Below are 22,732 nucleotides of genomic sequence, written 5' to 3'. Positions count from 1 at the left end.
AACCCCTTCACTGATGGGGTTGGATTAAATATGAATGGCCCTCAACTCATTAATCAGGCTTGGTTTCTTTTCTAAAAGATACAACAATTTGAGGGCCATTCCTGATGGAAACCGACGTTGTTGTTCCCAGCTACGGACCAAATCAACACTAGAACCTATCGCTTCTGCAAACTCTTGTTGTTTCATACCAGAGTGTTTACGAATAGCTTTAACATCTGGTAGTTCGAAGCGATGAATATTTTCACTAGCAGGAACTAATTCACCTTTCTCGATAGCAACCATCTCTTCTAAGCTACTCACTAAATCGTCAAAAAGCTTTTTTCCCATACCATTATCCTTATTACATAACTCATTCAATTCTATATTTTAAATAATTCGAGCGGCAGTTAGGTGATAAAGGAAGATAGACGGAAAGCATAGATAAACTATGTGACTCGGCTATCTGAGCGTAATCAACACCGCTGCAACTTGAAAGATTACGAGTATATTTAACCATTAAGCAAGCTTTTGAATGATTGCTCGTAAAATCGCTTTTTCTTGTTCATTCAAATCTTCCTTTGCGTTCTTAGTATAAATCGTAAGCAAATACAACCTACCGCTCATGGTTCTGTTATAATAGATAACCCTAACACAACCACGTTTTCCTTTATTTAAGGCTCTCCAACGTATTTTTCTACATCCTCCAGAGCGGCTTATTACGTCACCATACTCATAGTTTTCTAATAAGAAGGCCTGAAATAATTGAAATTCATTATCTTCCATAATTAGTTTACGTTGCTGACTAAAAATTCTAGTTTCAACAAACTCTAAATAATTCATTTGCACCTCCTTGCGCATTTCCTATCCAATTTACTAGTACTCCGTACTAACTTCAACAAAAAATATCATTAGCCCCATTCAAAACGAGTTATGTAACCGCTCTGGTTACACAAAAAAAGGCCGCTAACATTAGCGGCCCTTCGATTCAATAATTGAAATTACTATACTTGTTTATGCTGCGCAGCGGGTGCCACAAACTTATCGCATAAAATTGCCACGACCATCACAACAACAGTTGGTAATACCCAGACTAAATCTTGCTTATACAGTGGCATTGCAGTCATCCATTCAGGAATATAACCTTTCAGATGATCTGACGCTTTTACGGCGCCAATTAGACCGACCACAAAGCTGACTAACATTGTCGGCGCAATCACTATCGTTGGGTTTTTCCACCACTTCAATGTAAAGCTTAATAAAATTAAGACAATACAAGGTGGATAAATTGAAACTAGCACGGGTAATGAGAAGGCGATTAACTTACTCAAACCTAAGTTTGAGATCACCATGGAGAACACACCTAGGATCAATACCAGTTTACGGTAAGAAATCGGTACATACCGGCTGAAGAACTCTGCACAAGCACAAGTTAAGCCGACGGCAGTTACCATACAAGCAACAAATATTAATACCGCGAGGAAGAAGCTACCGTAATTACCAAAAGTATATTGGACATAGGTATGTAAAATGTCAGCGCCATCAGCAGGGTTTGGAATTAACGAACCACTATTCTCACCAAGCTTAAACAATGACAAATAGACCAGCGTCAATAATACCCCTGCAATTAACCCTGCCCACATAGTATAACGAGTTAATAATGAAGAGTTTTCGATACCCCTTGAACGCGCCGCATTAACAATAACGATACCAAATACCATCGCACCGAGGGTATCCATTGTCAGATAACCATTGATAAAGCCGTTCGAGAAAGCCATCTCACGATATTCTATTGTTGACGGAATCGGGTCACCCGCAGGCCACATGACAGCCGCAATACCCAAAATAGCCAAAGCTAGCATTTTTACAGGCGCTAAAATGTGCCCAACGCTATCGAGCAGTTTTCCTGGGTATAATGAAATACCAATAACTAGAACGAAGTAAACCACGCTGTAGATCAGTAATAGCATATCGGACTCACCACCGAATAATGGTGCGATACCGACTTTATAAGATACAGTTGCCGTTCTTGGCGTTGCGAATAGAGGCCCTACCGACAAATAAGCAACAACCGCCAATAGTAACCCTGCAGTTTTGCCAACAGGCGTACTTAGTGCTTCAATACCCCCACCCACTTTAGCCAGCGCAATAACCGTTAAAACAGGTAAACCCACACCAGTAACCAAAAACCCTAGTGCCGCAGTCCAAACTTGTTCCCCTGCCTGCAAACCAACCATAGGGGGAAAGATAATGTTTCCTGCCCCGACGAATAACGCAAAAGTCATAAAGCCTAATGCGATGATATCTCTTGATGATAAACGATGAGCCATATTATGTTATTTTTAAGTGACAAAATAGAAAATTATGGGTTTACACTTAGCAACCCTTTGAAATATATATAGCGAGATAGAATTCTGATAAACATACTGTTAACAATATAAAAAAGTATATTTGCTTGTATCACACGAAATGAAAAGTCAAAAAACAGAAAAATTCGCCAATAACTGACAACAAGTAGAACTTTTATAGGGCAAAAAGGCAATAGCAAACCTAAAAACAAGAATAAATAACTAAACTAATTTTCAGAACTAGTGATTACTTTCAGTAAAATCCCAATACTCGTTATATGCTTTGTTCGAAAAATGAACAGCTCATCTTTTTCTAGTGATTATAATTGATTATTTAACAGAATATATAATTAACGTGGCGACAATTATCAGCATTAAATATATGAATATTGAATTGAATACCTATATGGACTGGTGAATAGAAATAATCCACTTTATTAATATTTTGATCATATTAATAAAGTGGAATTATTTACCCATTTTTAAGTTTTTTATCATCAACAATTAGTACTGTTGGTAACGTAAATGAAAACTCACTCCCTTTACCTAACTGGCTCGTCACCACCAACTGACTACTATGATGTTGTAATGCATGTTTAACAATAGCTAACCCAAGGCCTGTACCTCCACCGCCTTGGCGGGAACGTGCTTTATCTACTCGATAAAAACGTTCGGTTAAACGAGGGATATGCTCTGCGGGTATCCCTTGCCCGTTATCTCTCACACTAAAACGCGCCCCTTGCCCGCTTCTCTGCCAATCAACCCAAATTTTGGTGCCTTCAGGCGTATGGCTGATCGCGTTATAGACTAAGTTCGCCACTGCACTACGTAATTGCTCTTCATTACCATGAACACGCAATTTTTCATCAACATGAAATTCAAATTGATGACGCCCTTGGCTTAAACTAAGCGCTTCTTGCTCAATCATTTTGAGAATGACAGGGATATTCACTTGCTCATCAAGGTTAATTTGAGGGGCAATTTCGATGCGTGATAGCTGCAAAAGCTGCTTAACTAAGTTATCCATGCGGTGCGTTTGCTCTTGCATAACATGCAGTGCTTTTTTATTGACCGCAGTCACGTTTTCTTGGTCATCCATAACCTCTAGGTAACCTTGAATGACAGTGAGGGGAGTCCGTAATTCATGGCTCACATTCGCAAAAAAGTCCCTACGCGCCTTTTCCAAACGACGTTTTTCTGTCACATCTCGCGCAACCATCAATAACTGCCCTTCGGTATATGGCAAGATACGAAACTCAACGATTTCACCACTATTGAGCTCGATAGTCAGCGCTTGGTCATAACGTTTGATGGTGAAGTAACGGCTAAAATCAGGATAACGTAATAAATTAAAAATATGTTGACCATTATCTTCAGGCCAACGAAAGCCGAGTAAAGCCTGCGCATGGCGATTACACCAGAAGATATTCCCTTCGGTTGTCATCATTACCACTGCATCAGGTAGTGATTCTGCACCACTACGAAACCGTTTAATTAACTGGCCTAATTCACGGCGGCGTTTTCGATTACGTTGCTGCATCTGGTAGATACCATAAAAAATGGGTTCCCACCCACCTCGCCCTTCAGGGGGCAACATACTTTTATCTAGCCATAACCAGTAAGAAAGCTTGAGCAGGTTATACCCATGCCATATCAGTGCAGCAAGTAGCGATATCACTAATAGCCACGCTAGGTGGCCAATAAAAACCGATAAAATAAGGGCGGGTAAGATAAATAAAAACAGCCCCCAAATTAGCTGCTTAATCGATAAACGTTCAAGCACGCATGCCTCTCCCTTTGTGGGTTTTAATAACGGATAGAAAAACGATAACCTGTACCACGTACAGTTTGTACCATTTTATCATGACCTTCCGTCTCTAGTGCCTTTCTTAACCGCCGAATATGCACGTCAACGGTTCTATCCTCAACATACACATTGGCTCCCCAGACATAATTTAGTAGCTGTTCTCTACTATATACGCGTTCAGGGTGAGTCATGAAAAAATGTAGTAATTTATATTCAGTTGGCCCCATATCAATAGGGATGTCATTGCTGGTCACACGATGAGAGGTAGGGTCTAATGTTAACCCATTCATTTCAATAATATCTTCCGTCGCCATTGGTGAAATACGACGTAAAATTGCCTTTACCCGAGCAATTAATTCCTTCGGTGAAAATGGCTTGATAAGATAGTCATCCGCGCCAACTTCCAAACCTTTTACGCGGTCTTCTTCTTCTCCTCGTGCAGTTAACATCATGACAGGAACGTCACGCGTTGCGCTATCACGCTTCATATGCTTAATTACTTGAATACCAGAGCCCCCTGGGATCATCCAATCCAGTAGGACGAGGTCGGGTAGCGGGTCAACGAGTTGTGCAATCGCACTGTCATAATCATCAGCTTCAATAGGCTGAAAACCATTCTGTTCTAATACAAAACAAACCATTTCTCGGATGGGCGCTTCATCTTCAACAACTAGAATGCGTCTTGCCATGATTGTTCCTGTAAAATTAAGAAGACATTTAAAATGTGAAAGCATTATGCGTCACTTTTATGACAGAATTATGAATATCCATGGGTAAAACGCATATTAATCTTTATTTTAACGGTTAAATGTCATTTAAGTGAAATATTTCCGCAACATGGTAATAAAGTCACAAACACCCCTCACCCATTATATGGATCAGGTATACTCTCATTATCGAACGTTCATGCTCATTATTGATGATAGGAATTGATAACTCATGCGCATTATTCATACCTCAGACTGGCACCTTGGTCAGTATTTTTTTACCAAAAGCCGTGCGCCTGAGCACCAACATTTCTTAAATTGGCTAGTTGAGCAAGTAGAACTACACCATGTTGATGCCGTCATCGTTGCAGGTGATATATTTGATACAGGTTCACCACCGAGCTATGCACGTGAGCTGTACAACAAATTTATTGTCGACTTACAAAAAACAGGTTGCCAACTGGTTATTTTAAGCGGTAATCACGACTCTGTTTCTGTACTCAATGAGTCAAGTGCTCTACTTCGTTACTTGAATACACAAGTCATTACATCTGGAAGTGAGCCGCATGTTATTACATTAGTGAATAAACAAGCGCAACCTATCGGCTTAGTTTGTGCCATTCCTTTTTTACGTCCTCGGGATATTCAACTGAGTATCGCAGGGCAAGATATTGAAGAGAAACAACGCTCACTACAAAGCGCTATTCATGATCATTACCAAGCCAGCTACCAACTCGCACTAGAACAACGAGCCGCTTTAGGGTTGGATATCCCAATTATTGCAACTGGCCATTTAACCGTTGTCGGCGCAGCCTTAACTGACTCTGTGAGAGACATTTATATTGGTACGTTAGATGCGTTTCCTTCTGGGGCCTTTCCCCCTGCTGACTATATTGCCCTTGGCCATATTCATCGCCCCCAAGTGATTGGAGGACAAGAAAATATTCGCTACTGCGGTTCACCTATTGCATTAAGTTTTGACGAAACAGCGCAACAAAAAAGTGTCTGCCTTATTGAATTCACTGGAAGTGAATTAACTCAAATTACCCCCTTGGAAATCCCCATTATTCAGCCATTACAAAGCATTAAAGGATCCTTAAGCCAAATAGAACAGCAATTAGAGATATGGAAAGATTACCAAGGTGATAAACCGATTTGGCTTGATATTGAAGTCGCTTCACAAGATTACCTCGCTGATATCCAACAACGTATTGAAGCGTTGACACAAGAGCTCCCTGTCGAAATCGTGATACTACGCCGTGCACGCAAGCAAATACAGGGACAAAACCAAACCTTGGCCAATGAAACATTGAGTGAACTCACCGTAGAAGACGTTTTTTTACGTCGCCTTGCCCAAGAGTCATTAGAAGATCCTGAGCGTGAACAGCGCCTAGTGCAGTTATTTCAACAATCTTATGACGCATTACAAATGAGCAAGGAAAGTTAATATGAAGATTTTAAGTTTACGTTTAAAAAATATTAACTCCCTTAGAGGTGAATGGAAAATTGATTTCACTGAAGAGCCATTTGCTAGCAATGGGCTATTTGCCATTACAGGTGCCACAGGTGCAGGGAAAACCACTTTATTGGATGCAATTTGCCTCGCGCTTTATCACCGAACACCGCGTTTAAAAACCATTTCTAACGCACAAAATGAACTGATGACTCGCCACACTGGGGAATGCCTTGCGGAGGTGGAGTTTGAGGTCAAAGGCAAAGCTTATCGTGCCTTTTGGAGCCAAAGACGAGCAGGAGGAAAACCTGACGGCAATTTACAACAGCCTAAGGCGGAACTTGCAACGGTTACTGACGGGAAAATATTGACCGTAAAAATTACAGAGATAAAGGAATTAGTAGCACAAATAACTGGGCTTGATTATGAGCGTTTTACCAAATCAATTTTACTCTCTCAAGGTGATTTCGCTGCTTTTTTAAATGCTTCAGAGAAAGAGCGCGCTGATTTACTTGAAGAAATTACAGGCACAGAAATTTATAGCCAAATTTCAATTTATGTTTTTAATCAACACAAGCAAGCTAAAATTGACTTAGATTTGCTAAAAGCGAAAGCGCAAAGCATTAATTTACTCACTGAAGCAGAACATCAAGAGTTATTGGCACAACAAAACCATTTACTTGAACAAGAGACTCAAACCAAGCAACAGCGGGCTCGCCACCAACAAGGGGTTAATTGGTGGCAACAATATCACCAACTCACCCAGCGCATGCAATCACTTGATGATGAGCTTAAAAAAAACGAGCTTGAGTTCCAAGCCGCTCAGCCTCAGTTGAAACGGTTAGCGGACAGCGCTCCGGCAGAATCCCTTCGTCCGTTGTGGCAGGAAGTTGAACGCCTGCAACTACAACTCACTGAATACACGAATAAACAACAACGTTTGCAACTTAGCTTGCAAACTCAGCAAGCTGAACGAGACCCACTGCAAGAGAAGTTGTTGAAATCACAATCCGAGTATCAACAACACCTTGATTTTGCCAAACAACAACATCAATTGATTGATGAAACTGTCAGGCCTCTGGATAACCAAATTGCACAATTGAAACAGCAACAGTCTGAAATTACGCAGCAAATTGAACAACAACACACAACTCTTCAGCAAAAACAACACTTAGTTAATGAGACACAGAGTCAGATCCAAAATGCTCACATTGAGTTAAAGAAACACAACCTATTCCTAGAAGCGCACCCAAAAGACGCTGAACTGAGTTCCCAAATAGGTAGTTGGCAACAACAAGGTCATTTTATTTTCGAATTAGCCGACAAACTGGCAAGTTTACACAATAAACAACAAATACTTTCAAATGGCGTCGCACAGTTACAACGGCAACAACAGCTGCAAACTGAAAAATTAGCCCAAAAACGTCTCGAGTTAGAGCGCAGCACCGTCGCATTCAAAAAACAAGAAGAAACCTACAAACAAAATCAAGAAAAACATAATGTTAACACCATCAATCAACACATTGAACAGCTACAAGCTCGATTACAGCATGCCAAGTTATTACCCCTAATATTATCTCAATGCCTTAATACTCAAACACAAAAACAGAAAGAAATTCAAAAAGATGCTGAATTAGCACAAAGTATCACTGCAACGCAAAAAGAGTTGAGCATTGCCCTGACACGTATTAATGAGTTAGCCCCACGCGTCAAACTAACCAATGATAAATTACAATTAGAACAAAAAATTGTCAGCCTAGAGCATGAGCGCCAGCAACTCATAGCAGGTAACCCCTGCCCATTATGTGGTGCAACAGAGCACCCTGCAGTTAACGATTATCAATCAATCCATCTCAGTGAAACGCAGCAACAACTCATTGAACTAACAGATAAACTCGACCAATTAAAACAGCAACAAGCTCTGTTAGAATCACAACTTCACACACAAAAACAACGTCAGAACGAAAACTTACAGCAACAACAGCAAACCAATGAACAATTCGATGCTTTTAACCAACAGTGGCAAAAGACATGTGAGCAAGCACTCACTCCTGAGTTAGCCCAAAATGAGCAAGCCGTCACCCTCTTAGTTAATCAATTAACGGATCAATTAGCTACGCAACAGAGAATAGTGGCGGATATGGCGGCTCTAGAACGTGAATATCAGCAAGCCAAACATCATTTACATGAACAACAAGCTAGCTTTACACAGCTGCAATCAGAGCTGTTATTAGTCGAAGAGCGTTTAAAAAACCAAACGCAACAACTTGATGAGCTCCAAAAAGAACATAATCAGCTCCAACAGCGTAAACAGATACAAATAGAGCAATGGCAATCCACCCTAGATCCATTTAACTTAAGCGCGCCAGATAAAGATAAGTTTGATGAATGGTTTCGCGAAGTTACTCAGCGAAGTGAGCGCTTTAATAACCAAAAAATGGCGGCGCAAACACTTAGCCAACAAATTGAAGTCAATAATGCCACATTAAAAGTTGAGTCAGCACAACTCCGTATTCTCACTCAACAAATTGAACAAGAAGAAAATCGACTTAAACAAATTGAGTTAGGTTTAGAGCAAAAAATAGCGCAACGGAAAACACTGCTTTCTGGTTTAGCTATCAGCCAATTCATTCAGAAATTGAATGATAAACAAACCATGCTTTTCCAAACTCAGGAACAATTAAGTAAACAACTCAATGAGATTGATAAAGCCATCGCCTCAATGAATGGAAGCTATCAAGAGCTCATTGACGCCAGTGAAAAAACAAAACTGGCACAAAAACAAGTCAATACCCTGTTCTCTCAATCACTTACAGATAGCCCATTTAGCCATCAACAAGCCTTTCTTGATGCGTTAATAAGCCACGAAGAAAAGCAACAATTAGAAGAGCTAAGACAGCGCATAAACCAAGCTCGTATTCAGTGTGAAACACGTTATAAAGAGGGGCTACAGGCGATTGAAGCACTGAATCAACAACGCATTGCTGATTTTTCGGCGCTTACTGAAACGCAATTACAAACAGTAGTCACTCAACTTGATGAAGAAATTAAGCAAATAAACCAAAAGCAAGGCCAGATAATTAACCAACTCAGTGCAGATAAGCAACTGCGCCATCAGCAACAAGATTTACTGCAAGAAATAGAGAAAAGCCAATTAAGTTATGACGATTGGAGCTATCTCAGTTTACTTATCGGCTCCGCTGAAGGGGATAAATTCCGACGTTATGCACAAGGCCTAACTTTGGATTGTTTAGTTTCTTTAGCCAATCAACAACTTGAAAAACTTCATGGCCGTTATTTATTACAGCGTAGCCACCAAGCAAACCTTGAGTTACAAGTTATTGATGGCTGGCAAGCAGATAGCATTAGAGACATTAAAACGCTTTCTGGCGGGGAAAGCTTTTTAGTGAGTTTAGCATTGGCCCTAGCGCTATCCGATATGGTGAGTCACCGTACACAATTGGAATCGCTCTTTTTAGACGAAGGTTTTGGGACTTTAGATGCAGAAACGTTAGATATTGCCCTTGATGCATTAGAAAGTTTAAATGCATCTGGCAAAACTATTGGCGTAATTAGCCATGTGGAAGCAATGAAAGAACGTATTCCCGTCCAAATTGCAGTGAAAAAAGGCAATGGGCTTGGCTTTAGCGAACTTCCCGCACAATATCGCATCACCTAACTCAATTTAGTGACCATTCAGGGTGGAAAATTTCCCCACCCTGATGATTAAATCGCCTCTAATGCTAGTTCCAATGCATATTTAAGGTCATTCACATTTTCAATACCAATTGATAAGCGCACTAAATTATCACTAATACCAATATGTTCCCGGACCTTTTGAGCAACACCTGAATGGGTTGTGGACGCCGGATGGCTGGCGAGCGACTCAGTTCCCCCTAAACTAACCGCTAATTTAAAGATTGCTAAGTTGTCTAGAAAACGAAATGCATCCGCCTCATTATTCCCTACATTGATAGAGAAAGTTGAACCCGCTCCTGTACATTGTTTTTGATAAACTTGATGCTCTACACTCGCTTTCGGAAAAAAAGCAGGAAAATGCACTTTACTGACTTTAGGGTGCTGATGGAGATATTCAGCCAATATTTTTGCACTCTCATTTGCCCTTTCCATACGTAACTGTAATGTTTCTAATGACCGCCCTAACATCCAGCTAGAATGGGGGTCAAGCTGTGTACCGATGGCATTACGTTGCGCCTTCACTTTCTTGACTAACTCCTGACTTCCAACCACAGCCCCCGCAACTAGGTCTGAATGCCCTCCCACATATTTAGTTAGTGAGTACACACTTAAATCTGCGCCTAATGACAACGGCTTTTGAAATACAGGCCCTAGCAACGTATTGTCGCAAATGACTAACGGAGTTTGCCCATTTTGCTTCGCAGCTATCTGCTTAGCCACATGGCTAATTAATTCAATATCAACAAGTGTATTCAATGGGTTAGATGGTGTTTCAATATAGATCGCCGCAATTTTTTGCTCTTTCCCGACTCGATTAGCAACTTCTAAGATGGATTTCTGCTCGTACCCATTTTGAAATGGAATCGAAGTTATTCCGAAACGAGTGAACGTGTTTAAAAATAGGGTTTCAGTTCCACCATAGAGTGGCTGAGAGTGGAGTAGTACATCACCCGGTTGCAATACTGCCATTAAGCACGTTGTAATTGCCGACATACCAGAAGAAAATAGCGCTGCGCTTTCTGCCCCCTCATACAGGGCGAGTCTGTCTTCGACAATCTCACTATTTGGGTGGTTAAAACGTGAATACACCAATCCTTGTTTATGGTTTTCGCTCGTTTGTGTGCGCCCACTAACTAAGTTAAAAAAATCTTTCCCTTCCTGAGCGGTTTTAAATACAAATGTGGATGTCAGAAAAACAGGTGGCTTAATTGACCCTTCTGAAAGCTTAGGGTCATAGCCATAACTCATCATTAAGGTTTCTGGAGATAATTCTTTACCTTGTAAGTCCTTTTTATAGCTCTGTTCTGACATTTTTAGCTCCAATACGGTTTATCATCATATCTCTAACGACTCGACTGCTCAGATAATATTATTATTACTTATTATTTGCTCATATTCCTTAGGATAAAAGCGACGTGTGACCGTTAAATGGGAGCGCAAGCGCCCTTTAATGACATTTTTTCCGAGGTTGGTAAATAATGGATTCAATGGATCGCTATCAGGCCCTAACGCTTGTTGCGCTAAATAATGGGGTAAATTTAATAATGGGACTTCTTCTGCAAAAATATTTGGCGTAATAAAATAAGCAATAGAATAACGAGAATGACTATTTTTACGCCTAACAACTTGATGAACATTCGCACGTAAATAGCCATTAGTGGCTAATTCAAATACTTCTCCAATATTTACCACAAATGCATTTTCCAAAGGTTCAACATCTATCCAGCCTACATCTGTTTCAACTTGTAGGCCTCCACTATTGTCCTGCCATAATAAGGTTAAGATCCCCGCATCTTTATGTGCGCCAACGCCTTGCTCTCCTTCATTATTATTTTCTCTTACCGGGTAATGAATAAGTTTTAATAAATGTTGTGCCGGCTCGGCAATAATTTTATCAAAACTATTTTCAGGTAATTCTAGTGCAACTAAAAACGCTTTAATTAATTTTACTGCAATGGTTCGCATTTCACTTTGCCACGCAAGTGCCTGAGATTTAAGTTCAGGTAAAGATTGCGGCCATTGGTTTGGCCCGTGTAAATTAAACCAGATAGGGTCATCTTGATTAACTTGCAATGCAGGTAACTCTTCACCAATATCAATCTGTTCACGGTAATCTGGCTGGCTACGAGTGCTCTCTTCCGTGGATGCTGTATACCCACGAAAATGCTTTGAGTGCTCCATCGAAATGCTTTCTTTTTCGCTTTGAGGTAAGGCAAAAAATTGTTTAGTTGTGGCTAATAGTTGCTCACGTGTACCAACAGGAATATTGTGCCCAACAAGATAAAAAAAACCAATTTCTCTAGCAATAACCCGTAATTTTTTGTAGAAATTCTCTCGTGTTTCAGGGTTTTCGAGTTCTTGTAAATCAATAATGGGTAATTGTGTTATAGACATATTAATCGACCTTCTAAAATATTTATTTAAATAATGAATAAAATTCAAGATATATTTATCACTCGATTAAATACCACATCTGATATTACTAAAAATAATTTAAAACTATATCGATATAACTTTTTGTAACAGTTCACATCTTATATAACTGAAAATAAGAAATACGAAAAAAATATTATTTATAAAGCGTTATTTTTATTTGGTTAGATACCGAGAACAAAACCAATTAGAGATCATCAAATGAAAAAACTACCTGCAGTGTTATTGTCCTTGTCGTTATCAGCCTTAGTGGCTTGCTCCCAAGAAGAAGACACCAATGAAATTACAGCACCACAAAAAGTAACTTCACAAAAAATTATTATTGGCAGCCACGGTAGTGATGCGGATATATGGAAATTTATTGCCCAATCACCGGAAGCTAAACAAGCCAACCTCGATATTGATGTCAAAATTATTGACGATGGAATAACACTCAACGTCGCTACCATTGACGGAGATGTTGATGTTAATGCATTTCAATCTTGGGGGTTTTTAAAAGATTTTAATAAAAATCATAATAACCAATTAACGGCGATCTCAACCACCTACTTTGAGCCAATGGGCATATATTCGGTAAAACATAAAAAATTAGCTGATTTACCTAAGCAATCTATCGTTGCCATTCCCAATGATGCCGCCAACCATATACGTGCACTTAAATTACTTGAAAAGTCGGGGTTAATTGCATTAAAACCTAATTTTAACCAAGCCACAGGGTCTACTAATGATATTGTCTCGAACCCTAAGGACTTAGTTTTTAGGCAAATAAAATATGCTCATGGCCCAAGAGCATTGCCTGATGTTGATATTGCAGTCATAGGTAATACCGCTGCACAAGAAGGCGGGTTAAACGTTTTAACTGACTCGTTATTTAGGGAAGAGAATGATGAGACTATTATTAATAATATCAATTTATTAGTTGTTAAAACAGATAACAAGGATAACCCTAAATTTGCCAAATTAGCAGAACTGTACCACACTGAAGCGGTAAGAAAGTACATCATTGATAATTTTGGTGGAACTAAAATCGAAATAACCAAAAATGTTAGTGAACTCAATTAAGTAAAACTAGTTATCATTCTTGCCTAGCAGGATTACGCCTCTTGCTAGGCTCTTTAATGCCCCATCTATTCTCTCTTTTTCTATGCTCAATTATTTTATATGTATATTATTCATTTGTGCCTATTAATGTCATCTCTCATCATAAAATCACACCAGAAACACATTTAATATATTGATTTTAAACAAATTAAAAGCAAAACTTAACTTAGTGCAAAAATTTGAACCTTATCGTTAAATTTTTTTTCTATGATTTTTCATTCGCCAAGTTATAGTAATAACCATTGAAACACACTACGGCTTCTAAGATTTATTCAATAACATGCCGTGCGCTAATGAAAAGCTAGGAGACTAAAATGTCTAACGCATTTATCGAAATGATTAAAAATCGTCGTACTATTTATAACCTCGGCGATGCTTTACCAGTATCAGAAGAACACGTCACGAAACTAATTAAAGAAGCAGTTAAACATTCACCATCATCATTTAACTCACAAACATCTCGTGTGGTAATTTTATTTGGTGCTGAACACAAAAAATTGTGGAATATGACTAAAGAAGCACTGCGTAAAATTGTTCCTGAGCAAGCCTTCGCTTCAACAGAACAAAAAATTGATAGCTTTGCTGCAGGGGCTGGTTCTATTCTGTTTTTTGAAGACGAAAACATCGTAAAAGGTTTACAAGAACAATTCCCTTTATATGCGGATAATTTCCCAATTTGGTCTGAACAAGCCAGTGGTATCGCACAATTTGCAGTCTGGACAGCATTATCACAAGAAAATATCGGTGCATCTTTGCAACATTACAATCCACTGATTGATAATGACGTTCAAACAACATGGAATGTACCAGCTAACTGGATATTACGCGCTCAAATGGTATTTGGTTCGATTAATGCACCCGCTGGTGATAAAGACTTTATGGACGACGATGTTCGTTTCAAAGTTTTCAAATAAACTAGAATACTAAGAATTTAAATAATCCTCTCGTAATATATTTACGAGAGGATTTTATTTATTTGATATAATCAAGGTGAATAATTCAATATCATCACCAATGATGATCATAGTTTTAACTTATAACTTATTCTAAATTAATCCGCACCCTCAATAAAACATATTTATTCAAAATAGTTTATCGAAATAAAAAGAAATATTTACAATTATACTATTATTACACTCGTGTTACCGTCTGACTATTAATTGAACATGCGAAATTTGACAACTACATAAGTTGATATTTATCAATTCATTAGCCAATCACCCTACTAAACTCTAAGTATATTTTCATTTTTAGTTTTGCATTATAGATATTTGAACTACACTAAAAGTGAGAGCACAAAAACACGTTCCATCGTGTAAGTGTTATTAAGGGGGTGGACTATGAAAGGTTTATCTTTACTAACATCTGTTGTTGCTATAATCATTTCAAGTTGTTCTTTCACCTATGCAAGTAATAATTCATCAGGAGGTACAATTACATTTACAGGTTATATCTATGAGCCACAATGTTCAGTTAAGGTTGAACATAAAGAGCGAGTGAATATTACGTGTTACCGAAAAGGTAAAGATGTTTCAATAACTGGTTCTTTAAAAAATGGCCAAAAGGTAGAATCTGAATATGTGAAAGTTGAGTATGATAAACACACTAAGTTACCTATGTTAAATGTCTTTTATGAGTAGCTCCATAATGGTTACCTTAATCATAACTGCTCGGAATATTTAATGTAAAAATTGTCTTAATATTCCGAGCACTATTTTCCCCTCTAAAAAGTACCTCTTAAACACATTATTTAGCCACTAAAAAGCCCACCCGTAGGTAGGCTTGAATGATATCAATGTGTTCAGATTACTTCTCGGTTAAATCTATTTGATAAATAGCGAAACCAATATCATCAGTACCGACTTGTTTCATCGGATACTGCGCATTCTCTTTGATGAATTTTGCTGCTTTTTCACTTGGTGCAGTTTCAAAGCGAATATCCAGTTTTTTGTCTGTTTTAATTGGAGTGAATGACCAATTATTAGCCGCTTTAGTCGCAATTTGTCCTTTATCTTTAGACTCTTTAGCAATATAAGCCGCTAAAATAGAACGGTTTTCATCCGGTGATGCAAATGCAACATTATTATCACCTGTTCCAGCAAATTTACCGCCGTAGCCACGGTAGTTATTCGTTGCCACTAAGAAAGTTGCTTTTGGATCAATCGGTTTACCTTGGTAGGTTACGTTTTTGATTCGGTTAGCATCTTTGTTGACTGTTTGGCAATCAACATCGTATTTCGCTGGCTGAGTCAGGTCGATTTGGTAATTTACACCACTAATTGTATCGAAATTATAAGTTCTGAAACCATTCCAATTCAATAAGCTTTGTGGTGCTGTTGATTGTGGGTTGATTTGATTGAACATCCCGGCTGAACATTCTAACCACTCGACGACATCCGCACCTGTGGCTTTAACTACAACTAATGTATTTGGATATAAATATAAGTCAGCAGCATTACGGAAAGTTAAATCACCTTTTTCGACTTCTATAAATTCAGTCGGTGAATTTTTACGTCCACCCGCTTTAAATGGCGCTGCGGCTGCAAGAACTGGTAAATCTGCGAGGTCAGGGTCACCTTGAATAAAGTTTTTGGTGTAATCGATTTGAGCATCATTCACGATTTGTACAGTTGGGTCGCTTTGAACCAATGCTAAGTAGCTGTACATATTTTCGGATGCTTTACCGATATGTTTTCCGACAAACTTACGAGTATCTTGGTGTTCTTGTTCAATAATTTTTGCTAGGTCGCCATCACGCTCAACCAAGGCTTTCTTATTTGGTTTATCATAGACAGGGCGTGCATGAGCTGTTGCATCAACCACTTTCCACGCGCCATCATCATTATTGACCACTAAATCAACCACACCTAAATGATCACCCCACTGTCCTGGCATAACCGCAGGTACACCATTAACTGTTCCCTTTGCAATATCAACACCTTTGATATCGCTGAAATCTTTGCTAGGGAACACGCCGTGTGAGTGGCCAAACATGATAGCGTCGATACCTGGGACTTCACTGAGGTAATAAACTGAGTTTTCAGCCATTGCTTTATATGGCTCTTGAGAAAAACCAGAGTGAGGAATAGCAACAACTAAATCCGCACCTTCTTTTTTCATTTGTGGTACAAATTTTTTCGCAGTTTCAGTAATGTCATTAACTAAAACTTTGCCTTCTAAATTTGGTTTATCCCAAATAAGAATTTGTGGGGGAACAAAACCAATGTAACCAATCTTGATAGTGTGCGTTTTACCGTCTCTATCTTTAACCGGTGTATCTACAATAATGTATGGATTAAAGTAGTTTTTACCCGTTTTCGCATCAATAATATTAGCGTTAATGTATGGGAATTTTGCGCCATCAATAGCTTTATGTAAGAATTCTAATCCAAAGTTAAACTCATGGTTACCGAAGTTACCTACGGTGTAACCCATAGTATTTAAAAGTTTATGTGCAGGGTGAGATTCACCGTCTTTTAAACCTTCACCTACTATATAGTCTGCTAATGGGCTACCTTGGATTAAATCTCCGTTGTCCACTAATACTGAGTTTGTCGCTTCTTGTTTAGCGGCTTTAATTAATGTCGCGGTACGAACGTAACCAAATTGCTCTGTCGGCTTGTCTCTATAATAGTCAAAATCAATGAGGTTGCTGTGAACATCCGATGTTTCCATTACGCGTAAATCAACTGTTGCTGCGTTCGCATTAAATGCGACTAACATAGCAAGTGTTGAAAGTTTTAATACTTTATTCATGTAATCCCCTTAGTTGCCATTATTGAGAGAAAATTGCCTCTCAAATTTGAGTACCTACCCTGTAAAATTGAACAAATAAACAACAAAAATAGCGTTAAAATTTTACACTATGTGCATGACGTCAATTTTTAATGATAATACACTGCAAACACTAACCATTTTTTGTGACTAAATCACGGTTTTCATCTTTTTATTGGGCTTGATTTTTATATAGCTCACAAAAATAAATTAATGATGACAAATTCACCCAAAATAATTGAAGTTATCTTGTCGAGGTATTGTGAATATTTTTTGAAGTAAAAAAAGAATTGTGATTTATATCACTTAATACAAAGTAAACTTATTTTGATTAAAAAACCACAATTCGTTACATAAATAAAATAATCAATCTTACTTATCAAATTTGATTTAATAAATATATTTATTAAATCATCTTCAATTAATTAAAATTTAATTTAAGTAAAAAAAAGATGATTATTTAAGCATTAAAATATCAATATTATTTTCTAACTTATGTGTACCATGACTAGGCGAAAATAAGATAATTTGTCGTTTTCTCCTCAAAGTAAACTACATTTTTTTTAAATAATTCAAGTTGTGGCAAGGCGGCAAAATGATGTCATCTCTAGGAGCATACATAAGTATGTGACTAGAGTGACTGAATGAAGCCAACGCAGCCACAACTTGAAGTATGACGAAAAAAACGCGACAGCGTAAATTAGGACGAAAACAACCAAGCAGCTCCGCGAACCCCACTCGAATCGCCATGCACCGCTTTACGAATAGGCGTATCACACTCCCCACCAAATACCCATTGGCGGATCCTTGCTGGCAACGCTTCATATAAGTAATCGACATTGCTCATTCCGCCCCCTAGCACTATCACGTCTGGGTCTAACATATTAATGGCTTGTCCGAGGGCTTTTGCGAGGCGGTTGAGGTAATTTTCCAGTGCGATCTTGGCATATTTATCACCTGATTGTGCTAATTCGACAATTTCCATCCCCGTTTTTTGGCTTCCTGACATTTTCGCGTAATCCGCCATAAACCCTGTGCCTGAGACAAACAATTCCGTGCAACCTGTCAGCCCGCAATAGCAGTTTTCTGTTACTAGAAATTGCCTATCTTGCTCATCTTGCCATGGTAGAGGGTTATGACCCCATTCCCCTGCAACGCCATTTCCCCCTGAATGCACTTGCCCATTTATTGCAATTCCTGCACCACATCCAGTTCCGATAATAACAGCAAACACGACCTTCTCACCCGCACCTGCACCATCAACCGATTCTGAAACAGCTAGGCAATTAGCGTCATTCGCCATTTTTACTTCACGGTTTAATAGATGACTTAAATCGGCATCAAACGGTTTACCATTAAGCCATGTGGAATTGGCATTTTTAACTTTACCAGTCACAGGAGACAATGTTCCAGGGATCCCCACACCAACACTACCTGACAACCCAGTCGCCGTTTCTGCATCTGCCACTAAACTTGCTATCGCTTTAAGTGTCGCGTCATAATCACCACGAGGTGTTGGAATACGTTTACGAAACAAAGTATTGCCACTGTCATCTAATGCAATAACTTCAATTTTGGTTCCACCAAGGTCAATACCTATTCTCATTATGATGTTCTCTACTATTTAAAGTTTTTATGTCAGGGCTTCTATAGCTATCATGGCTTGCTTTGAGGGGTATTATCAATAGTTAACTAATGAAATGATAGCAGCCCTCAACGACAGCGCATTTTTTTTCGCTTAATAACAGACAATTCGCTATCATAGCCCCCTGCTCTAACTGGCTATTTATTAACAAAGGTAGGTTTTTCATGTGGTTCAAGAATATATTGGTCTATCGCCTGAATCGGGATTTGGCACTCTCCGCAGATGATTTAGAGAAACAGCTTGCCGCCCTCGCCTATCACCCTTGTGGTAGCCAAGATATGATGCAAACTGGCTGGGTTTCCCCTATGAATGGTGGTGATGCATTGACACATGCAGCGGGTAACCAAATTCTTATCTGTGCTAAAAAAGAAGAAAAAATGCTGCCATCTCCTGTAATTAAGCAAGAATTGCAGGATAAAATCGAAAAATTGGAAGCTGACCAAGGCCGTAAGCTGAAGAAAACAGAAAAAGATTCACTAAAAGATGAAGTTGTTCACTCACTCCTTCCTCGTGCATTCAGTAAATTCAGTAAAACCTACATTTGGATTGATACAGTAAATCAATTAATTATTGTTGATGCCGCAAGTGCAAAACGCGCTGAAGACAATTTAGCCTTACTCCGCAAAAGCTTAGGTTCCTTACCTGTCGTCCCTCTGACTTTTAAAGACCCAATAGAGCTAACACTCACTGAATGGATCCGTTCGGGCTCATTACCACAAGGTTTTGCCGTCATGGATGAAGCGGAGCTAAAAGCTATCTTAGAAGAAGGTGGTATTATCCGCTGTAAGAAGCAAGAACTCATTTCTGATGAAATTGCCACCCACATTGAAGCCGGTAAACTCGTTACCAAACTGGCCTTGGATTGGGAAGAGCGTATCCAGTTCATGTTATCTGATGATGGTTCCCTGAAGCGCCTCAAATTTAGCGATACATTAAAAGACCAAAATGACGACATCGCTAAAGAAGACTACGCACAAAAATTTGATGCTGATTACGTATTAATGACAGGTGAACTTAGTGCATTAATCGCTCGCTTGATTGATGTATTAGGTGGCGAAGCCGAGCACTAATTTGTTTCTATCCCCTCTATCGCCCTCACAATGGCAACTCACACTTAAGTAAGTTGCCATCACTTTTTAGATCCCGCTTACATAGCCACAATTAAGTCATTGACTGGTAGTGAAATCTCTGGTTGATTGATTTATATCCATATCGCAAATTTCTGATATTTAATTATGTTCAACAACAATAATAAAAATAGCCCATCACTGATGATTATGGTCAATATTCTGTCGAAGGAAATGTTATGAAAGAGCTCATCGAACCTGAATTAGATGAAAATTCACTGGTTACCCTACAAAAAGTCACCGCCGATAATTTTTCTGAAATTTGCTTACTAAGTCATACGCTTAGTGAAGCACAACGTAATATGGTGGCTGACAATGCCTATTCCATGGTGGAAGCCCAGTTTTCTGATTGCGCATGGTATCGAGGCATTTACGCCGATGATGTCCCTGTCGGTTTCATCATGCTGCATTCTGGGTTAGATGATGATGAATTAGAATATAACGGTATTATGCTTTGGCGTTTTATGATTGCTGAACCCTACCAAAAGCTGGGATTCGGCCGTGAAGCCCTAGTTCAAGTCATCCATTATTTAAAAAGAAAAGGATACCCACGCCTTTATAATAGCTGTGGTGAAGGGGAAGAAAGCCCATTTGAGTTCTACAAAAAACTTGGTTTTGTACCAACAGGCGCTTATATGGATGATGAATGCGAGCTGGTTCTAGATATTACTAATTGGCAAGAACAAGAAGAGTAGGCACACTATCAGCTATACTCTCCATATTCAGTTCCTGACTTATAGGTTGCTTTAATATATGTAGGATATCACTAAGATACCCTACATAATTTGAGTTGTAGATAAGCGTAAGCCTATAAGTGCAGCAATATCAACTCATCTCGCCAATCAATGAGCCATAATATGGATTATTGTATCACCAAGATACCCTAAATAATTTGGGTTGCAGCTAGGCGACAAGCGAACCGAGCCCTAGGAGCATACAAGAGTATGTGACTAGGGGCGGTGAGAGCAGTCAACAACGCTGCGGCGCAAAGTATAACGGGTATCTCGCGTATCCGTTATTTTTGGATAAGATAACGAATAGTCGGCCCATCTTGCTGAATATCCAACACCGTATAACCGTAGTTTTTCGCATCTAGAGGAATATTATTAATCGACTGCGGGCAGTCACTTACCACTTCTAATATTTCGCCTTTTTTCAACGATGGCATTGCTTCTAGTGTTGCTACTGCTGGATATGGGCAAGGTTCTCCGATCATATCTAAACGATAATCAGGGATAATGTCTTTATTACTCATATTACCTCCACGGATACATTAGATGCTTTTTGAGAACGTTTACGGAAAAAATGTTTTTCCCAGACCAACATCAACACAAATGCGACCGCTAATAATCCATAAGTGACTAGCAATCCACCTTCTGGTCCAAAGGTTTCAAGTAAATTAACTTTGTCAAAATCAGTCGCCAACCAAGGACCTAAATCATCCCAGTAATAAGCCAGCACCGTAGCACCAATGATATTACCAAAACCTACCCACCAATAATGGACTTGGCCCTCGACCGCGCGGTACATCCAGCCCGTTTCACAACCACCGGCAAGCACAATACCGAAGCCAAACAGTAATCCACCAATCACTGCATTCGGCCCAGCCCATAAAATTTTTGGCGTTGCGCCTAACTGTACATAGCTGAAGATACCAATTGCACTGACTGCCATACCAATAATGATAGCTTTAGCCATATGTGTGCGTCCGGTGATCCACAGGTCACGAAATGCAGAGGTAAAACAAATTTGCGCTCTTTCAATCAGTAGCCCGAAGCCAATACCACATAAGATAGCAAAACCCATCACAGGGGAGTCTAATAAAGTATAAAAACCCCAAGCTAGTGCTAATGTGAAAATCACCATTCCTAGTTTAAAGCGTCTTTTCGCCACATTATGATTTTGTGTTAACGGCGATGCGGTGCTGACTTTTTTCAGTTTCACAGGGATGCGAAACATTGGCATTAGTGTAAATTTCGCACCAAAATATGACCCTGCCGCAGTAGCAACAGCAAAGTACCACGCGTGTAATGAAAATTGAGGGATACCAGTAAAGAATGCAGCTAAATTACACCCCATCGCCAAACGAGCACCAAATCCAGCGATAATACCGCCTAAAATAGCTTGAAAAATACGTATCCGATGCTGAGGCATTCGTAATTTAATATTATTGGCCCATAATGCAGCGGCAAAACACCCTGCAAACATACCAATGATCATCACGCCATCAATACGATCCAGAGGTGTACCCTCAAAACCAATAACTTTAAAATAGCCCCATGTCTCTGGCTCTGCACCAAATAATTGCATGATGTGCCCGCCCCAACGCGTAAACTCACCCGTGACCGCCCAGAATGTGCCGGTCAAGCCAAAGTAATAGGTTGATAAGATACCTGCGGCAATAACTGCAGGTAATGGTTTCCAAAAACCGATGAGATAGCGAGATTTAAAATCAGACCAAGTCATTGTTACTTCCAATTCATTCACGCCAGACCTTGGCAGAGAAATTCGCCGTTGTATAATTATCGTTATAAGTATTTATATCGATCCCCACAGCGAAGTGGCAACATCATACTCCGATAAATTTTTTCGTGAAGTTATTTCATCATAAAACGAGAGACAGATTGATCTTGAGCACACTCAGATTTAAAGAAATAGATGG

The 22,732-nt window shown here is 39.2% G+C and carries 18 protein-coding genes; 7 read left to right on the top strand and 11 right to left on the bottom strand.

The features are described 5' to 3' along the window. Positions 1-24: 24 nt before the first annotated feature. The 5 genes from nadS to phoB form a co-directional block, all read right to left on the bottom strand. A complete protein-coding gene (nadS, locus tag M1F26_RS03280) occupies positions 25-327 on the bottom strand; it encodes a NadS family protein (RefSeq protein ID WP_096864520.1) in 303 nt (100 codons plus the stop codon). A 168-nt stretch (positions 328-495) separates the two neighbouring features. Then, the gene (locus M1F26_RS03275; RefSeq protein WP_180359519.1) at positions 496-819 is read right to left on the bottom strand and encodes a type II toxin-antitoxin system RelE/ParE family toxin; all 324 of its coding nucleotides are present in this window, start codon (positions 817-819) and stop codon (positions 496-498) included. A gap of 161 nt (positions 820-980) precedes the next feature. Beyond that, positions 981-2,306, bottom strand: a complete 1,326-nt coding sequence (gene brnQ, locus M1F26_RS03270) for a branched-chain amino acid transport system II carrier protein (protein ID WP_004905565.1) — start codon at positions 2,304-2,306, stop codon at positions 981-983. Between the two features lie 490 nt (positions 2,307-2,796). Further along, the gene (gene phoR, locus M1F26_RS03265) at positions 2,797-4,107 is read right to left on the bottom strand and encodes a phosphate regulon sensor histidine kinase PhoR (RefSeq protein WP_004905567.1); all 1,311 of its coding nucleotides are present in this window, start codon (positions 4,105-4,107) and stop codon (positions 2,797-2,799) included. 23 nt (positions 4,108-4,130) lie between these two features. Further along, on the bottom strand, positions 4,131-4,820 hold the full coding sequence (gene phoB / locus M1F26_RS03260) for a phosphate regulon transcriptional regulator PhoB (protein WP_036958559.1): 690 nt from the start codon (positions 4,818-4,820) through the stop codon (positions 4,131-4,133). Positions 4,821-5,070: 250 nt separating this feature from the next. Here phoB and sbcD point away from each other — a divergent pair, with 250 nt between their 5' ends. Both sbcD and M1F26_RS03250 read left to right on the top strand, forming a co-directional pair. Beyond that, entirely contained in the window at positions 5,071-6,285 is a 1,215-nt protein-coding gene (gene sbcD / locus M1F26_RS03255; protein ID WP_140172090.1) for an exonuclease subunit SbcD, read from the top strand. Position 6,286: 1 nt separating this feature from the next. After that, entirely contained in the window at positions 6,287-9,970 is a 3,684-nt protein-coding gene (locus tag M1F26_RS03250) for an AAA family ATPase (protein ID WP_140172089.1), read from the top strand. 47 nt (positions 9,971-10,017) lie between these two features. Here the strand turns inward: M1F26_RS03250 and M1F26_RS03245 are convergent, their stop codons facing one another. Both M1F26_RS03245 and M1F26_RS03240 read right to left on the bottom strand, forming a co-directional pair. After that, a complete protein-coding gene (locus tag M1F26_RS03245; RefSeq protein ID WP_200129221.1) occupies positions 10,018-11,301 on the bottom strand; it encodes a cystathionine gamma-synthase family protein in 1,284 nt (427 codons plus the stop codon). A gap of 48 nt (positions 11,302-11,349) precedes the next feature. Next, the gene (locus M1F26_RS03240) at positions 11,350-12,384 is read right to left on the bottom strand and encodes an isopenicillin N synthase family dioxygenase (protein WP_140172087.1); all 1,035 of its coding nucleotides are present in this window, start codon (positions 12,382-12,384) and stop codon (positions 11,350-11,352) included. A gap of 240 nt (positions 12,385-12,624) precedes the next feature. Here M1F26_RS03240 and M1F26_RS03235 point away from each other — a divergent pair, with 240 nt between their 5' ends. The 3 genes from M1F26_RS03235 (at position 12,625) to M1F26_RS03225 (ending at position 15,164) form a co-directional block, all read left to right on the top strand. Further along, the gene (locus M1F26_RS03235; protein ID WP_136134858.1) at positions 12,625-13,485 is read left to right on the top strand and encodes a MetQ/NlpA family ABC transporter substrate-binding protein; all 861 of its coding nucleotides are present in this window, start codon (positions 12,625-12,627) and stop codon (positions 13,483-13,485) included. Between the two features lie 353 nt (positions 13,486-13,838). Beyond that, on the top strand, positions 13,839-14,438 hold the full coding sequence (locus tag M1F26_RS03230; RefSeq protein WP_004905586.1) for a nitroreductase family protein: 600 nt from the start codon (positions 13,839-13,841) through the stop codon (positions 14,436-14,438). 426 nt (positions 14,439-14,864) lie between these two features. Then, positions 14,865-15,164, top strand: coding sequence for a type 1 fimbrial protein (locus M1F26_RS03225; protein ID WP_094961944.1), 300 nt, complete (start codon positions 14,865-14,867; stop codon positions 15,162-15,164). Between the two features lie 166 nt (positions 15,165-15,330). On the opposite strand, the gene M1F26_RS03220 is transcribed toward M1F26_RS03225, so the two are convergent. Together M1F26_RS03220 and mak are read right to left on the bottom strand one after the other, a co-directional pair. Beyond that, a complete protein-coding gene (locus M1F26_RS03220) occupies positions 15,331-17,280 on the bottom strand; it encodes a bifunctional 2',3'-cyclic-nucleotide 2'-phosphodiesterase/3'-nucleotidase (RefSeq protein ID WP_004905590.1) in 1,950 nt (649 codons plus the stop codon). A 718-nt stretch (positions 17,281-17,998) separates the two neighbouring features. Beyond that, the gene (mak, locus tag M1F26_RS03215) at positions 17,999-18,904 is read right to left on the bottom strand and encodes a fructokinase (RefSeq protein WP_140172086.1); all 906 of its coding nucleotides are present in this window, start codon (positions 18,902-18,904) and stop codon (positions 17,999-18,001) included. Positions 18,905-19,107: 203 nt separating this feature from the next. On the opposite strand from mak, the gene rdgC reads away from it, so the two are divergent. Further along, positions 19,108-20,013: a recombination-associated protein RdgC gene (rdgC, locus tag M1F26_RS03210; protein WP_004905595.1), complete on the top strand. Its 906-nt coding sequence runs from the start codon at positions 19,108-19,110 to the stop codon at positions 20,011-20,013. 236 nt (positions 20,014-20,249) lie between these two features. After that, positions 20,250-20,765 (top strand): GNAT family N-acetyltransferase, encoded by a 516-nt coding sequence (locus M1F26_RS03205; protein WP_004905596.1) that lies wholly within the window; start codon positions 20,250-20,252, stop codon positions 20,763-20,765. 320 nt (positions 20,766-21,085) lie between these two features. On the opposite strand, the gene yedF is transcribed toward M1F26_RS03205, so the two are convergent. Both yedF and yedE read right to left on the bottom strand, forming a co-directional pair. Beyond that, entirely contained in the window at positions 21,086-21,325 is a 240-nt protein-coding gene (gene yedF / locus M1F26_RS03200; RefSeq protein WP_140172085.1) for a sulfurtransferase-like selenium metabolism protein YedF, read from the bottom strand. Further along, positions 21,322-22,536, bottom strand: a complete 1,215-nt coding sequence (gene yedE, locus M1F26_RS03195) for a selenium metabolism membrane protein YedE/FdhT (RefSeq protein ID WP_004905600.1) — start codon at positions 22,534-22,536, stop codon at positions 21,322-21,324. Before yedE ends, yedF begins: the two co-directional genes overlap by 4 nt. Positions 22,537-22,732: the final 196 nt, after the last annotated feature.

It is taken from the genome of Providencia sp. PROV048, assembly GCF_033688165.1.
Lineage (GTDB): Bacteria > Pseudomonadota > Gammaproteobacteria > Enterobacterales > Enterobacteriaceae > Providencia > Providencia hangzhouensis.
The sequence above is the reverse complement of the archived record's forward strand: the minus strand, read 5'-3'. Positions and strand labels throughout refer to the sequence as shown.

Coding starts and splice junctions, on each gene's coding strand:
- M1F26_RS03245 (WP_200129221.1), bottom strand. CDS start 11,301: ATGTCAGAACAGAGCTATAAAAAGGACTTACAAGGTAAAGAATTATCT.
- mak (WP_140172086.1), bottom strand. CDS start 18,904: ATGAGAATAGGTATTGACCTTGGTGGAACCAAAATTGAAGTTATTGCA.
- M1F26_RS03275 (WP_180359519.1), bottom strand. CDS start 819: ATGAATTATTTAGAGTTTGTTGAAACTAGAATTTTTAGTCAGCAACGT.
- M1F26_RS03230 (WP_004905586.1), top strand. CDS start 13,839: ATGTCTAACGCATTTATCGAAATGATTAAAAATCGTCGTACTATTTAT.
- nadS (WP_096864520.1), bottom strand. CDS start 327: ATGGGAAAAAAGCTTTTTGACGATTTAGTGAGTAGCTTAGAAGAGATG.
- M1F26_RS03250 (WP_140172089.1), top strand. CDS start 6,287: ATGAAGATTTTAAGTTTACGTTTAAAAAATATTAACTCCCTTAGAGGT.
- rdgC (WP_004905595.1), top strand. CDS start 19,108: ATGTGGTTCAAGAATATATTGGTCTATCGCCTGAATCGGGATTTGGCA.
- M1F26_RS03235 (WP_136134858.1), top strand. CDS start 12,625: ATGAAAAAACTACCTGCAGTGTTATTGTCCTTGTCGTTATCAGCCTTA.
- M1F26_RS03225 (WP_094961944.1), top strand. CDS start 14,865: ATGAAAGGTTTATCTTTACTAACATCTGTTGTTGCTATAATCATTTCA.
- brnQ (WP_004905565.1), bottom strand. CDS start 2,306: ATGGCTCATCGTTTATCATCAAGAGATATCATCGCATTAGGCTTTATG.
- phoB (WP_036958559.1), bottom strand. CDS start 4,820: ATGGCAAGACGCATTCTAGTTGTTGAAGATGAAGCGCCCATCCGAGAA.
- M1F26_RS03205 (WP_004905596.1), top strand. CDS start 20,250: ATGAAAGAGCTCATCGAACCTGAATTAGATGAAAATTCACTGGTTACC.
- yedE (WP_004905600.1), bottom strand. CDS start 22,536: ATGACTTGGTCTGATTTTAAATCTCGCTATCTCATCGGTTTTTGGAAA.
- sbcD (WP_140172090.1), top strand. CDS start 5,071: ATGCGCATTATTCATACCTCAGACTGGCACCTTGGTCAGTATTTTTTT.
- M1F26_RS03240 (WP_140172087.1), bottom strand. CDS start 12,384: ATGTCTATAACACAATTACCCATTATTGATTTACAAGAACTCGAAAAC.
- M1F26_RS03220 (WP_004905590.1), bottom strand. CDS start 17,280: ATGAATAAAGTATTAAAACTTTCAACACTTGCTATGTTAGTCGCATTT.
- yedF (WP_140172085.1), bottom strand. CDS start 21,325: ATGAGTAATAAAGACATTATCCCTGATTATCGTTTAGATATGATCGGA.